General features: G+C 38.3%; 13 protein-coding genes. 10 read left to right on the forward strand and 3 right to left on the reverse strand.

The annotated features are described in order from the left end of the window. Nucleotides 1–192: 192 nt before the first annotated feature. Together GNF10_RS12135 and GNF10_RS12140 are read left to right on the forward strand one after the other, a co-directional pair. Nucleotides 193–405, forward strand: a complete 213-nt coding sequence (locus tag GNF10_RS12135; RefSeq protein WP_185585254.1) for a hypothetical protein — start codon at nucleotides 193–195, stop codon at nucleotides 403–405. A gap of 176 nt (nucleotides 406–581) precedes the next feature. Next, nucleotides 582–794, forward strand: a complete 213-nt coding sequence (locus tag GNF10_RS12140; protein ID WP_260446152.1) for a DUF72 domain-containing protein — start codon at nucleotides 582–584, stop codon at nucleotides 792–794. A gap of 20 nt (nucleotides 795–814) precedes the next feature. Here the strand turns inward: GNF10_RS12140 and GNF10_RS12145 are convergent, their stop codons facing one another. Beyond that, nucleotides 815–2,278, reverse strand: a complete 1,464-nt coding sequence (locus tag GNF10_RS12145) for an MFS transporter (protein ID WP_185585253.1) — start codon at nucleotides 2,276–2,278, stop codon at nucleotides 815–817. 1,134 nt (nucleotides 2,279–3,412) lie between these two features. Between GNF10_RS12145 and GNF10_RS12150 the strand changes: the two genes are divergently transcribed. The 8 genes from GNF10_RS12150 (at nucleotide 3,413) to GNF10_RS12185 (ending at nucleotide 12,489) form a co-directional block, all read left to right on the forward strand. Next, entirely contained in the window at nucleotides 3,413–5,191 is a 1,779-nt protein-coding gene (locus tag GNF10_RS12150) for a P-loop NTPase fold protein (RefSeq protein WP_185585252.1), read from the forward strand. 186 nt (nucleotides 5,192–5,377) lie between these two features. Further along, the gene (gene crtO, locus GNF10_RS12155; RefSeq protein WP_185581596.1) at nucleotides 5,378–7,078 is read left to right on the forward strand and encodes a beta-carotene ketolase CrtO; all 1,701 of its coding nucleotides are present in this window, start codon (nucleotides 5,378–5,380) and stop codon (nucleotides 7,076–7,078) included. Nucleotides 7,079–7,331: 253 nt separating this feature from the next. Beyond that, the gene (locus tag GNF10_RS12160; protein ID WP_185581595.1) at nucleotides 7,332–7,538 is read left to right on the forward strand and encodes a high light inducible protein; all 207 of its coding nucleotides are present in this window, start codon (nucleotides 7,332–7,334) and stop codon (nucleotides 7,536–7,538) included. 143 nt (nucleotides 7,539–7,681) lie between these two features. Beyond that, a complete protein-coding gene (locus GNF10_RS12165) occupies nucleotides 7,682–8,251 on the forward strand; it encodes a general stress protein (protein ID WP_185581594.1) in 570 nt (189 codons plus the stop codon). A 296-nt stretch (nucleotides 8,252–8,547) separates the two neighbouring features. Next, on the forward strand, nucleotides 8,548–8,724 hold the full coding sequence (locus tag GNF10_RS12170; protein WP_185581593.1) for a hypothetical protein: 177 nt from the start codon (nucleotides 8,548–8,550) through the stop codon (nucleotides 8,722–8,724). A gap of 1,068 nt (nucleotides 8,725–9,792) precedes the next feature. Then, a complete protein-coding gene (locus GNF10_RS12175; protein WP_185581592.1) occupies nucleotides 9,793–10,794 on the forward strand; it encodes an SDR family oxidoreductase in 1,002 nt (333 codons plus the stop codon). Between the two features lie 299 nt (nucleotides 10,795–11,093). Then, nucleotides 11,094–11,243 (forward strand): PsaJ protein, encoded by a 150-nt coding sequence (locus tag GNF10_RS12180; protein WP_185581591.1) that lies wholly within the window; start codon nucleotides 11,094–11,096, stop codon nucleotides 11,241–11,243. A 316-nt stretch (nucleotides 11,244–11,559) separates the two neighbouring features. Then, entirely contained in the window at nucleotides 11,560–12,489 is a 930-nt protein-coding gene (locus tag GNF10_RS12185) for a manganese catalase family protein (protein ID WP_185581422.1), read from the forward strand. A gap of 155 nt (nucleotides 12,490–12,644) precedes the next feature. On the opposite strand, the gene egtC is transcribed toward GNF10_RS12185, so the two are convergent. Further along, nucleotides 12,645–13,457 (reverse strand): ergothioneine biosynthesis protein EgtC, encoded by an 813-nt coding sequence (egtC, locus tag GNF10_RS12190; protein ID WP_185581423.1) that lies wholly within the window; start codon nucleotides 13,455–13,457, stop codon nucleotides 12,645–12,647. A gap of 473 nt (nucleotides 13,458–13,930) precedes the next feature. Beyond that, nucleotides 13,931–14,635 (reverse strand): DUF2834 domain-containing protein, encoded by a 705-nt coding sequence (locus GNF10_RS12195; protein ID WP_260446207.1) that lies wholly within the window; start codon nucleotides 14,633–14,635, stop codon nucleotides 13,931–13,933. Nucleotides 14,636–15,207: the final 572 nt, after the last annotated feature.

Below are 15,207 nucleotides of genomic sequence, written 5' to 3' on the forward strand. Positions count from 1 at the left end.
CTTTTACTTTAAATAAGATAAAGCCGTGATATAAAGTTTTGGCTTTTAATAAAAAATTAAACTATATTAATAGCACTCTTTAAATGCTATATCATATACTTTTTTAATAAATGTAAATTCTCTACCAAAAACTATAAGCGATAACATATACAATTTGTTTCTATTTAAATGTATTTAACAAGGATAACAAACATGAAATTCCAAATTGAGTGTAATACAGACAAAATTAACAAAATATGTTTAATTTGTCAGCAAAACTTTCAGACACATGAAGCCAGATTAATTGTATGCAATGACCAAGGCGAAGGCTATGGAGATATCTGCTATGAATGTATAGCTAATGGCGGTAGTTGGGTTCAATCTCAACTCCAACAATTTAGCCATCAACTACTAGCTTTCAAATGATTTTAAGGAGATTAAAATTGGCAGGAAGTGATAGTGAATAATTCCAGGATTATAGGAAGCAGTTTTAGCCTTTAAAATAGGGTTAGAGCCGCTTTTTAAGAGCAAGTTTAATTAAGTTTATATTGCATAAGTAACATAGCTTGATTTATAGTTAACTATTTATTTAATAGATTAAATTGTGGCTAATTCAATTACATTGGGCTTATATCCGTATGCACAGTGGGCAATGGAACGTAGGTTATACCGATGAAGAGTTATCTATATGGGTTGAACATATCCGTTCATTTCTAATGCAGGAAATTAACGTTTACGTGTATTTCAACAACGACCCCGATGGAAACGCTATTCGTGATGCTCAAAGACTCTATAGTTTGCTGGGATGTTGTTGAAATAGATAATTGAAAACTTATTATTCCACTTCTATTAGATCAATTGGCTGCTTGATTGGGAATAAGAATCGCATTAGTTGGCCTAGTGGTATAGAGCGTTGTTCTTGAACAAAAACTAAGGGTACAAGTGCAAGCATCCGTAGTAAGCCTGAGATCACAAATAGCCCCAGCAAACCCGCAGCACCAGGGAGAGTTGCTAAAAAGCCACCGACAGTAATACCCATTGCTCCAGTGATACCAGCAATTGCCCCTGCGATCGCAAAATAACTTGATTGATAACGTAGCGGTGCTATTCCCATCATCAAATTGTTAGTACACAAATCAATTGCCGCCCACGTCCCGCCAGCTAGTATGTGCAATAGGGGTAGCCAGATCCAAAAAGAAATTTGATTTCTTCCAACTAAAAGCCACAGTAGAGGTGTCACCGCCACTAAGACTCCCACTAATAGTAGTAGCGGGCGATTCCCAATCCGATCAGCCAGTTTGCCCCACAAAAGCAGCATTAGCATATTTGCACCAGTTCCTAAACCGTGATAAATCGTTACCACACTAATATCTATATCCAGGTTATCCAGCATATAGAGGTTAAAGAAAGGAGCGCTGATGTTAACAGCAAAGCACCAGATGCTCAGGTAAAGCACAAACTTCAAAAAATTAGCATCTTTAAACAAGCTAAAATCTATTCCTTGGGTCTGTGGGTGTGATGTGTCTGAATCCCCAACTTTTAAAAGCTGCGGGTTTATATCAGTCATCCAGAACTGACAGACTACACTGATTAGCCCTAGTATGATTCCTAAAACCAAGACTGTGCCATAACCTTGAAGGGTTCCACCAGGCCAAGCCGATACCGCTAAACCTAGCAAAGGCACACCAACAAGGTTAGTCAAACCGAGAATACTATTGCGAAAGCCGAAATATCGCCCCCGCAACCGTTGAGGTACTAATACAGCTGACCACCCAAGCCAAGGCGCACGACCAAAAGCTTCGATGATATTAGCTACTAAGAGAATTACTAATGTCAACTGTACTACTTGGTGTCCAGTAATACGAGATGAAGTAACCAACCAAATCGCTGGCAGAAGAACCAACCATAGCAACCGCGACGGGATGAAAATACACATGAAATACCAACGGAAGCTAGTACTTCGGTTTACCAAATACGCTCCCAGTGGTTGGAGCAGATTCACCATCTGAGGGATAGCGGCGAGTAGACCAATTTCGACTGGGCCAGCGCCTAACTCTAGCAAGAAATTACTGAGCAACGCGCCGCCGATGATGCTATAAAGAACAGCAGCAAAGACACTTTCATAAGTTAGTGCCCTGAGACTTTGGCGAATTTCTGGCTTAGAAATTTTTAGAAACAGTTTTGGAGTTGGGAAAAGTACCGTCTCTGTTAACGTCCTATCCTCTAAGATTTCTTGAATGGGAACAGGGGGAAGAGAACTAGCTTCTACTGAAATATCATCTTCTTGGGGCTGAACCATATTATTTAGTCAATATTTAAAGAGTTAAATTGTTATAGTTACTATTAACCAAAATTAGCAAAACTTATATAGCATTTCCTGACCCATACAAGGTACATTTTAGCCCTCTCCTCGCTTGCGGGTGTGGGTTCTTAGTACCTCACTCAACAAGTTTTAAGACATTGTAATTACTTACTTGTCCAGAAGACTATAGGATTCATATTTGATTTCTGAAAAAATTTAATACAACTCAAAGAGTCTTATTGACTGTTGACTGTTGCCTATTCCCTCCTACGCAAATAAGTTTAGAAATCAAAGACGCTCGATAGCGCAGCGTAAAGCCTGCGGCATGGCTTCGCTTAGAGCGACGCAGGAGCGTCTGACTCGCTACCGCTTCGCTATCGGATTGCTATAGTCCATAGTAAATATTGGCTATAAACGGCTTTAATATAAGAGGATATTTTAAAAGTGGTTGGCTGTAATTTTAGACGTTGTTGATCCCCCCAATCCTGCTTAAAAAGGAAGACGAATTCTCTAAAAGTGCCCCTTTTCAAGGCGGATTTAGGGGGATATAAAACGTTTTGCTACCCACCAGAAGACTTTTAAAACATTCTCTAGATAACTAACATATAACTGTAGCTAGGCTTCTATCCAATAAGTAAATTCTTTGGCATAAAGTTAATAAAAATTTTACTAGAGGCTTTAGTATAATAAAAATTTAGCAGTTAATTAATATTTAGTGAAGATATAATATTAAAATTTTCTCAAAATCATTCTTGAGGATTAATACTTTTATATAGGAATATTAAAATTTAGCTTTTACTAGTACACATAGACATAAAAAATTCTGCATTTATATAACCAATAGTTAGGATTTAGGTTAAAATTTAACTTATTTGAGTAGTGTTTTTAGATAATGTGGAGAGAAAATTTACCAGATACGCTGTTTGTCTATTCACCTACTAATTCCATCGGTGCAAAATAATTAATCTAAGACTAATTGCATAAGTCTTGAGAAAATTATTTTACTCTAAATTTCTATCGTAAGGTATCATTGCTCATCCTCCGGAATGTGTCACGATGGGCTATGCCCCGCCAAAGGCGATGGCGAAACGCCCGCTTCCAGCGATCGCAACATGAGTAAAAAAGTTTGTTATGGCACAGACGACTATTAACGATATATCGGTAGATAGCTCCTTAGTTGATCCTGAAAAAGACCTGCTAGGACATGCGAACTTTGCCAAGTATCTAGCAGATAGCATTTGTAAAATGGCTTTTCCTGAAGGTTTCGTTATTGCAGTTTACGGTTCTTGGAACTCTGGCAAATCTACACTGTTAAACTTTGTAGTTCACTATCTTCAGCAAAAGCCAGACGAAGACCAACCAATCATCGTTCCTTTTAATCCCTGGTTATTGTCTGGACACCAAAATATCACAAGGCGCTTTTTTGAGCAATTACAAAACGTTTTAAGCCAACAGTCATCTGTGCCAAAAGGTTTGAAAGAGAGATTAGCTGATTTTGCCGCCATTATTTCAGACATTCCTCTACCTTATGCTCAAACTGGTAAGGCATTAGCGGCATTATTGGACGAGAAGGACAAGGAAGCTGCGGAACTAAAAGAAGAAGTAGAAGACACGTTAGTACAGCAGCAACGGCGAATAGTTGTAACAATTGACGATATTGATCGGTTGGCTGCTGAAGATATCAAGCAGTTGTTTCGTATTTTCAAAGCAATGCGGAATTTTACTAACGTTGTTTATCTTCTGGTCTTTGATAAACAAGTTGTAATGAAAACAATTGCAGATACAAAAGAAATATCAGGAGAAGCATACTTAGAAAAGATTATTCAAGTTAGCTTTGAGTTACCTATTCCTGATAAAATCTCACTTCGCAGGCTTCTTTTTGAAAAGCTGGATAATATATTTGCTGAAACTCCCAAACAACAAATCAACCAAAATCGTTGGGGTGAGATTTACTTTCAAGGAATAGATCACTTTATTAATAATATTCGTGATATTACTCATTTTATTAATACTTTAACAGTGACATATCCAGCAGTAAAACATGAAGTAAACCCTGTTGATTTCATTGCTATTGAGTCTTTACGAGTCTTTAGTCCAAATATATATAGCATAATCCATCAAAATTCTCATATTTTTGTGGGACAGGTAAACCCTTCAATAGACGAACTAAATAGTCTTATGAATACCTGGATTGCCCAACTGCCAGTTGAGGACAAGCAGCCTGTTAAAAATCTGCTTATGCAACTTTTTCCGAAGTTGAAATCCATTTTTGATAATACCTATCCACATAAAAGACAAGAGGTAGAATGGCGCGAACAACTGCGTGTGTGTAGTTTAGAAATATTTCCTATTTACTTTCGTCTGTCGTTGTCAGCAGTTGAATTATCTAATAGTCAGATAAAAGCTATCCTTGGTTTGGTTGGAGATTTAGACAATTTTAGAAACCATTTGATAGAACTTGCTAAACAAAAGCTTCCAAACGGCACAACACAAGCTAGGGCATTTATAGAACAGCTAGAAAATTACACTGAAGAAGAAATTCCTGTGAATTACATCCCTTCAGTTGTGGAAACTTTGTTTGATGTAAGTGAGCAATTATTATCTCAAGATGATGAAGCTAAGGGCATTCTTGATTTTGGTAATGAAGTTATCATCAGTCGTTGTATCTCACAACTATTGTGTCAAATTGATGAAATATCACGATTTGAGTTGCTAAAAAAAATAATTATCCAAGGGAAAGCATTACCAATAATTAATCATGAGATTGCGACATTAAAAGAGCAACAAAGTCAATATAGTACAGATAAATCTAATTATGAAGAAGAATGGCTTGTGAACGCACAACACCTCAAAGAACTGGAAGAATTGACTACCAAAATTATAGTAAAAAGTGATACTAGCTATAAATAATATACAATCTGGATTTATTTATAGTGTTTCTCAATTGGGTACAATATGTGGGTTAAAAAGAAATTTAGTTCTTGGCGATAAAAATACTACTACTAGATATATAAATATTCTATAACCCACGAAAGATTTAGATATCTTCAGCACTTCTTAATATCAGGGAATATACTTTACTCCCCCATTGCAGTCATGGAATCGTATGACGTTGTAATTATTGGCGCTGGTCATAATGGTTTAGTTTGTGCAGGCTACCTACTAAAAGCTGGTTACAGCGTCCTGTTATTGGAAGGGCGATCGCTCCCTGGTGGTGGTTGCACAACAGAAGAACTTATGCCTGATGAAGCACCTGGTTTTAAATTTAGTCCTTGCGCGATTAACCATCTGTTTATTTTCTTAGGGCCAGTCATCCAGGAATTGGAACTCCAGAAGTACGGCTTAGAATACCTTAACTGCGATCCAGTTGCCTTTTGCCCCCATCCTGATGGCAAGTATTTCTTAGCTCACAAATCGGTGGAAAAGACTTGTGCGGAAATTGCCCGTTACAGTCAGCGCGATGCAGAAAAATACGCTGAATATGCCGATTTTTGGCAGCGTTTTATCACAGGGATTGCTCCTTTCTTCAATGCACCACCCAAATCAATTGTTGATATTGCAGGGAATTACAATCTCAATAGTCTGCAAGACTTATTTTCCCTTCTAGGTGGCTCTAACACAACCCTTGATTTACTGCGTACTTTACTCAGCAGTGCCACAGATAATATTAACGAGTATTTCGATTCTGAGTTTGTCAAAGCACCTCTGGCTAGACTCTCAGCCGAACTGAGTTCCCCTCCCTCACAAAAAGCTATGTCCTTTGGGGCGATGATGATGATGTTGCGTCATAATCCCGGTATGGCAAGACCCCGTGGCGGTAGTGGCGGACTTGTAGAAGCTTTGGTGAAAATGGTAAAAGCCGAAGGTGGTACGATCCTCACCGACCAAAAGGTAGAAAAAGTATTGGTAGATAATGGTAAAGCTGTTGGTGTGCGAGTTGCTGGTGGTAAAGAATATCGTGCTAACAAAGGTGTAATTTCAAGTATTGATGCCAAGCGCTTATTCCTGCAATTAATGGATAGTAGCGATGTCGATAATAGCAATAGCAACTTGCGCGAAAGGTTAGACCGCCGCATCGTCAACAACAATGAAACCATCCTCAAAATTGATTGTGCTTTATCTGAACCCTTGCGCTTTATCCACCACAATCATCAAGATAATTATCTGATGGGTTCAATTCTGATTGCTGATTCCGTCAATCATGTAGAACAAGCCCATAGTCTGATTACTCTGGGCAAAATTCCTGATGAAGACCCATCAATGTATGTGGTGATGCCTACTGGACTCGACCCATCAATGGCACCAGAAAGCAAACACACATTATGGATAGAGTTTTTTGCCCCTTATCAAATTGCTGATGCAGAGGGTACAGGGTTAAAAGGTACGGGTTGGACGGATGAACTGAAAAACAAAGTTGCAGACAGGGTGATTAATAAACTGGCGGAATATTCCCCCAATCTGCAACATTCAATCATCGCCCGTCATGTAGAAAGTCCGGCTGAGTTGGGAGAACGGTTAGGAACTTACAAAGGTAATTATTACCACATCGATATGACCTTAGAACAAATGCTTTGCTTCCGTCCGTTGCCGGAATTAGCTAACTACAAAACACCAATTGATAACTTGTATCTTACTGGTGCTGGAACTCATCCGGGTGGTTCAATTTCTGGTTTGCCGGGACGCAACTGTGCGCGTGTATTTTTACATAATGAGCAACCTATTGCCCAAAAAATCAAGGAAGCAGGAGGTTCAATTAAATCTGCTTTCGCATCTGTCTTGAGGAGTGAATCAGACTAAGAGGCTGTTTGTAAAAAAAGTAAATAGCATTAGGAGATTGCTTCATTTAAAAGTTTAGTCTGGAGGCTAAAGATGATATTTTCTGAGCTTTTTAGAGCAAGCTACTGATGCTTTTTAGCCGAAGCTATCAAAAATCTAGATAATGCTTACAGATACTTCCTGTGACACTTTTAGATTCTCCAATAGACAGAGAAATACAACCGTAATAGTAACTAAGATGTAGCTGTAGTAGAGTTATTCAGGAATATTTTTAATGGCAACTGAAACTAACAAAGTGGTTGAATTATCTACTGAGGCTAAAGCCTATAACGGTGCTGATCGCAATGCTTGGATTTTTGGATGGAATCCGCAACAAGAGTTGTGGAATGGGCGTTTAGCGATGATTGGCTTTATTTCTTACGTACTTTGGGATTTAGCTGGCTATAGTTTAGTACGTGACGTACTCCACTTGGTTCGCTAAATCTTCACTTATATTTATCCCCCCTTGGGGAAATCAATTTACTAAACAACTTAGTAGCGTTTTAATACTTAATCTAATCGTCAATAGAGGCGAATACTGGGGTTATAGATGGACGCACTAATACAATTGCGAAAGAGGGAAATATGATAACTAAAGATACTATACGTGCATTAGGAGTATTTGCTAATTCTCAACAGATAGAGCAGGCAATTAGTGAATTGAAAACTGCAAACTTTCCTATGGAGAAAGTTTCTGTCATTGCTAAAGATGTAGAGCAAGGCGATCGCGTCGGTGAGGCGCAGATAAGCGATCGCATTGGTAATCAAGATGTCAATACAACCGGAGCCGTAGGAGAGACGCTGACAGCAACTACTTGGGGTAGCGCGTTACTTGGTTTGAGTAGTTTGGCACTCCCCGGTTTAGGAGCCGTACTCGCAGCAGGTTCCGTAGGTGTAGCATTAGTCAGCAGCGTTGCAGGTGTGGCTGTAGGAGCCGCAGCAAACCAGAATTTACTGAAGGCATTAGGTGATTTAGGCATACCCGAAGAGAAAGCCAGAGTTTATAGCGATCGCCTCCAGCAGAGTTATTATTTGCTCATCCTAGAAGGCTCAGAAGAAGAAATTCATCGCGTCGAGCCGAAATTACGCGATCGCGGTATTGAATATTGGGGCGTGTACGATTCCGCGCATACTCAAAACGGTGGAGTGCATTAGTGCTTTGTTAAAATCAAAACTTGCTCGAGTATTTGCACATAAATTTCGTTCAGAGAATGCCCAGGCAATTCAAGAGAAAGTATTGAACGTAGCCATAAGTTTTTGGTTTGAACAGCAGCAGTTACCAAAAGTAGTTTCCCAAAGAAATACTTGAACTGCCAAGTTGTAATGATATGGATGAAAATAACGTTTAATTTCATCTACTGATTTCTACCTTTTTTGTTAATCCTCAAGCTAGATGTACTTTCTGAAATTAGAAGCGAAATTGTAATAAATAATCAAAGAAGATAACAGTCATGAATACTGAAAAAATAACCGATTCTAACAATACCGAACGGACGACACTTGAAGGTGGAAGTAAAGAAGCTCTCAATCAAAAGACCTCTGTGCAATTTATACTTAGCACAAGTTTGGGAGTGTTAACAATTATCCTAGTTGCTGCAAGTGCTTATTACGGGCTTATTCGGTTTTAATCCTATCTACTGAAGCAAGGATTTTTGCTTTTTGATAACATTGAAAAATTTCAAATGTAACACGCTCAACAGTAAAATGTATGGTAGTGCTTTTAGTTTATCAACAGCCCTGGTTGGGTTTAGGTGAAAGCACTGCCATATTTTCCTAAGCCTTGAACTTTCCTTTTTTTATCCAAAATGTTATGGGAAAAATGCACGAGTCTATGGAGCTAATCGAAAAACTTCTGAAGAGCATAAATACCTTCAACCGCCTATGCGAACAAGAGATAGTTCGTAGAGTCTGTTATGCCGTAGGCTAACGCACCTTGAATTATTGATATTACGCTGCTCGACAACACACTCTACATTTAAATTTCCTAATATAGCTTGAAATATTAGCATTGACTTACTTAGGCATATCAATAACTGTGTAGATATCATCCGCAATCGCCACAACTTACAAAAAAACTACCACCAATTGTAGATTGGCTGAAAGCACAAGAATAAGATATTGCTCTTTTTAAAATGTTTGTACTCTAGGATACGAAATTATTTAATATAATGCCCTTTCTTTAGGTAGACGACTGTACGAATTATGAGAGTTAAATTATTTTAGTGACTAACTGTTTTACACTCTAAAAGCTCCTTAAGCTCCTCAAATGCTTTTTGAGGAGCTTCATTAAGCCTGAAAGAATTAAAAATATTTTATATAAAGTTATAATGGTTTCTATAAAACAAAAGAGCAAAAAAAGGACGTAGTTTGAAAATTGAACTACTAACATTTTCCCTCTCCATCCTTTATACTTCAGTTTTATTTATGGTCTGCGGAGCATTTTAAAATAACTTTCCCACAGCTTCCGTTGAGTATGAATGGAGAATTTACCAATTTGCTCTTGCAATTCGAAATATCAGCTAACTCTTTTTGTAATCGCAATGTCAAATAGCCAGCAGCTACGTCACTGGTACAGTTATGCGAGTTAACAGCGCTCATCATAAATGAGTAGAGCATTGGGCATTGAATGAGGAATTAAAATCCCAGTCCCCAGTCCCTCGCCTCCAGTACCCAATCCCTTTTAAGGAATTACACTTATGCAATTAAAGCCAATCAATCAGCAGGTCGTTTCGGTCGTTGGAGCCTCTAGCGGTATCGGTCGTGCTACAGCTCTTGAGTTTGCTAGACGCGGGGCAAAAGTGGTAGTCTCGGCTCGTAGTGAGTCGAAGCTTAAGTCTTTAGTGGAAGAGATTCGCGGCTTTGGCGGCGAGGCAACTCTTTGTGTCGCTGATGTGCAAGTATTTGAGCAAGTTAAGGCGATCGCAGATAAAACCGTGGAGGTATACGGACGGCTTGATACGTGGGTTCATGTTGCCGCGATCGGTATCTTTGCGACATTTGATAACACAACACCAGAAGAGTTTAAGCATGTTATTGATGTCAACTTGATGGGGCAAGTACATGGTGCGATGGCGGCGTTACCACATCTCAAACGTGAGGGACGCGGCGCACTGATTCACGTCTCTTCAATGGAAGGTAGGCGATCGCTTCCATATCAAAGTGCTTACTCTTCAGCCAAACATGGGATTGAGGGCTTTCTTGAAGCTATGCGTCTCGAATTGATACATGAAAAATGGCCTATTAGTGTCACAAGTGTTAAGCCAGCCGTGATCAACACTCCCTTCTGGAATAATGGTTTAACAAAGTTAGGAGTGAAACCGTCAGGAATACCACCTTACTATGACCCAAGAATTGTGTCCGATGCTATCCTTTATGCATCTGAACACCCAATTCGTGACCTTTTGGTTGGAGATATAGCTAAATTACTAGATTTAGCCCAGAAAATATCGCCTTCGTTGGTAGATTCGTTGTTATTAGTTCTTGGCTTTAATTTACAACATAGTGATGAACCGAAATCTGAAAATGCACCCAATAATTTTTACCAATCTGTTCCAGAAGACAACAGAATTGATGGAGATTATAAAAACCTAGTCATACCCAGCATTTCTGATTTCTTGGGTAAATTACCCCTGTTTCAGTGGGGAACAGCAGCTTTATTGGCGGTACTGGTAGCATACGAATTCGAACAAAATAAGTAATGTTATAGAGCATAGCTAAACATTAATATCAACGCTTAATCCTACCTTTTGATAGAGCCAAAACTTGAAATTATTCGGTTGCATATAAAGTATGACATATAGCCAAATGATTGTCTCAAATAGAGCAGTTTTGTGGCTAAATCTATTGGAAATCATGAGACTATATTAGCAAGTTCTTATTCTCATGATTTCTAGACCGTTTTCCTTGCCAGAGTGTATTACACTCAAGCAAAAAGCGCCATATCTCGAAAAACGCAACAAAAAATTGTTGCACTATTAAAATATGTTTGGAGTATTGTATGCAGAAACAAGACGAAGAAAAATCATATTTCCTTCGGTATCTTTCTCTAGCACCAGTTCTTGCTGTTCTTTCGATATCAGTTGCCTTTTCTACCTGGGCGGTTTTTAATTACTTTTTCCCTGACCTTCTCTTCCATCCTATGCCATAAGTAAGTCTGCCATAGGTTAAAACCTATGGCTAACTAGTTTATCCTTGTTTGAATAGACTAAATATATGTCTTTTAGTTTCGAACATATCTAATTATTAATATTTAGCAGAAACGCTTTAATTATTAATATATAAGCAGGAATAGAGTAAACTTAATTTTGAATAATTATTTAAATATTTTTCTATAGCTATAGGTTGATGGAAATAAAAGATTTGATTAGTTTACTAATAAGTAAGAGGCTAGACAAAAATAAAATAAAAGTTTGTAGCTAGCTTTATTTTGTTTCAACATTGTCTGTAATTAATAAGGAATCCAAATGTTTTATCACACCAAGAGACTACAGTATTACACACGGCCACAACGACCAGATCCAATATATGCCAAGAAAGTTCAGGAACTTATAGGTGGTGTTTTTGGCGAAATGACTGTGATGATGCAGTACCTATTTCAGGGCTGGAATAGTCGCGGCCCTGCTAAGTATCGAGATATGTTGTTAGATACTGGTACTGAGGAAATTGGGCATATCGAGATCCTTTCCACCTTGATTGGTCATCTGCTGGATAAAGCGCCGTTGAAATTACAAGAACAAGCTGCACAAGACCCTGTTGTGGGTGCGGTTATGGGCGGTACTAGCCCACGGGATGTAATTACAGATGTGATTGCGGCGGCTATGAACCCCCAACATACTATTGTCACTGGTTTAGGCGCTCAACCAGCCGACAGCGTTGGCTTTCCTTGGAACGGTCGTTTTATTGCCTCCAGTGGTAATCTTTTGGCAGATTTTCGGTCTAATCTGCATGCCGAAAGCCAGGGACGTTTACAAGCTGTAAGGCTGTACGAGATGAGCGACGATCCTGGAGTAAAAGATACTCTGAGTTTCTTAATCGCTCGTGACACGATGCACCAAAACCAATGGCTAGCAGCTATTGAAGATATAGAAAGTTCTGGAATTGAAACCACTCCAGTCCCCAGTTCCTTTCCTCTAGAATTGGAAAAACGCGAGGTTTCCTATCAATTCTGGAATCATTCAGAGGGTACAGATAGCGCTGAAGGTCGGTGGGCAAAAGGGCCTTCAATGGATGGTAAAGGTGAATTCGAGTATGTTGCTAATCCCCAACCCTTGGGAACAGAACCACAACTATCACCCGCCGATCCACGACTGCATGGTACACTGGCATCTGAACTGACCAAAGGAAATGGTTCAAGCACACCTCCTTTGGTTGAACGCACCACTATAGGTGGCTAATCATCAGATATTATCAATATCCCCGATAAAAATACTTCGCCTCTTCTGACACCAGAAGAGGCGAATCTTAAATTAAAAAAATTAGTTGAGCCTTTTTCTTTCCAGTATAAATTCAGTCATCTTACCCATGATAAAAATCACGAGGTAAGTAAAGTTTATACTCCAATGGCAGAAAATTTCTTCAACAGGCTAATTCTTGGCTCTAATGACTGAGCTTGAAAAAATAGCATACTTTGTTCATCAAAAGCAGTCCAATTTTGGTTTTTAGATAAAGGCTCAGAGGCAACAATAACTTGATTTGGATGCTTGAGCGGATGATAAGACCAATAAAGAGTAGGCGCTTGTGTGCGATAAGCATAGCGAATTGCTGCAATTGCTTCACCATCACTGACAATTAAATTGGCACTAAAGCTTGTGTTGTATTCTGATGCCAACTCAGTCAGCTTTTCAAGTGTAGCCCCCAATGCCCAGAACAAAGTGCTATCAGGAGACGACTGCCACATTTGAACTAGTAGAGCGAAGATATGTTCCGAGTCGGTCGTGCCTTTAATCAAGCGGTATGTGGAATCAGAGAGGCTCTCACGTATTGGTCTATAGAGAGTCTGTTGAAAGTTTGATATCTCGCCATTATGCACAAACAACAGTTGATCGCTGCGAAATGGCTGACAATTGCTAATATCTAGCGATTCACCTACCCCAGCTAATCGGGCATAGCCTACTGTACAAGTAGATTGTACATAGTTGCTCAACTCTTCCAGATTTGGATCGTTCCACATCGGAATTGTATTTCGGTAAATAAAGGGTTTACCCACTTGATCGTACCAACCTACACCCACTCCGTCTGCACAAACTACTCCTGATTTTAATTCCAAAGGACTGTAACTCTGTTTATGAAGCGAATGATCCTGTTTATACAGCAACTCATCTAATGGGATGGCGTTACCAAGGTAGCCAATTAATCTACACATAAAAAAATGACGTTGCTGAAAGAGTAAGGAATTTCAGTCACAAGCTCCGATAAAAATCGAACCTTTTAACTGAGCAATTATTGCAAATCACTACTAATTTAACAACTATTTTTTATCTTGTGTATGCTTGAACTGTGACTTTAGTCATGGTTTTGTTTGTGACGTTTAGAATAATATTTTCTCAAAAAAAGATTTTAGATATTTAGATATAATTAAAAATTTAGAATCACTCTTGGGAGATTCAGAACTGCAATTTAATGGCTGCACCACTAAACCATAAATTTGGTGGGAGCCTTAAAACCATCTATTCAGATGTGTACGGACTCACCAATATTTTGCTATGGGCCAGTTGGATAATATTCATACTAAATCCTGACTCCTGATACCGAATTTTTTTCAATAAAGAAACTAAAGAATATTACTAGTTTATGCAATTCAATATAAGTTCAGGACAGATTACATCGCATAATTTATCAATAGCTATTTACTGTAGCGCCACGCTCTTTTAAAAAACTTTCTGACAATGAGGGGCGTAAACACAGATATACTAATGGCCCAAACAAAGGAAAAATAGCAACTACCCAAAAAATACGTTTATCCTTGATTCCTCGGCGTGCCATATCATCATCAAATAATGAACTTATTGGAAATATCAAGCACATTAGACAGAAGTCGATACTAATGAGGTGAACAAAAGGTTTATGAAGAAACTGCTGAATATAATCTTCCCAATTTCCAGCAATTACTGCATAGCCCAACAAACCAATAGTAGCAATTAATAAATAAGCTCCTGTTGTTCGTCGATCAAGAATTGAAAGCCACTTATCTTTTGTTCCATAGAATACTTGGTTAGATTTACGAAATATTAAATAAGGGAGAAGACATATTACACCTGTAAAATTTGAGCCGATAAAATAAGGCCAAGCGCGAAAGCTTTGCATTCTGCCATCAGCAAACATTAGGCAAGCGTAGATCATAGGCCAAATACCCATCAAGCAAAAGATTGTTGGAATAATCGCGTTAAGTTCTTGCCATTGAAGCGTTAAAAGCTTCCATCCTAAAGACCATGTGTCCGGTTGATCAACTGGGGCTAACAATATAGTATAAGTAACAAATCCTAACCATATAGCCCAAAGAATAGTTTTTCGGACATTTTCCAAGTCCAATTTATCCATCATTTTCTTCCTGTATTAAGTAGAAAATTAAATTTTCTCTACTAAAATCTCTAATAGAGTTTCATGATGATTAATTTGTTAACATTTCTAATTTAACTGCTTAAATAAGCTATTTTCATGGCTCTTGAGAGAGAATCATTTTAGATTAAGCCTCAACTTAAGATATATTAACCAATTGTCACTAACTATGGCATTCTGCTAGACCTTAATTGCAGCTTATCGTTCAAAACCTTTATCCTAAAAGCATCATTGCTCTTGACAATCTCTTGCTTACTTAGCTATTTACTCATTTTATAGTCACCTTATTTATCGTTGATTTACTTTGCGAGATTCAACGCGATGTCTAGAATGAGCTACTCCTAAAATTTTAGCAATAGTAGGTATTAATGTAACGACTTTCGAGATTATTGAGAATAAACTTATTTTATTGACATTATCTGCCTACTTTGACGTTTCTATTTTTAAGAAAAGATTAGTATTGAGTAAGTTAAGTCTCACATAAATTGCTGTTTTTAACTTACTTAACTGTGCCTAATTATAGATACTGTTTTAACCCTAGATGTTTCAAAGGATAG

It is taken from the genome of Nostoc sp. UCD121, from assembly GCF_014222285.1.
GTDB lineage: Bacteria > Cyanobacteriota > Cyanobacteriia > Cyanobacteriales > Nostocaceae > Nostoc.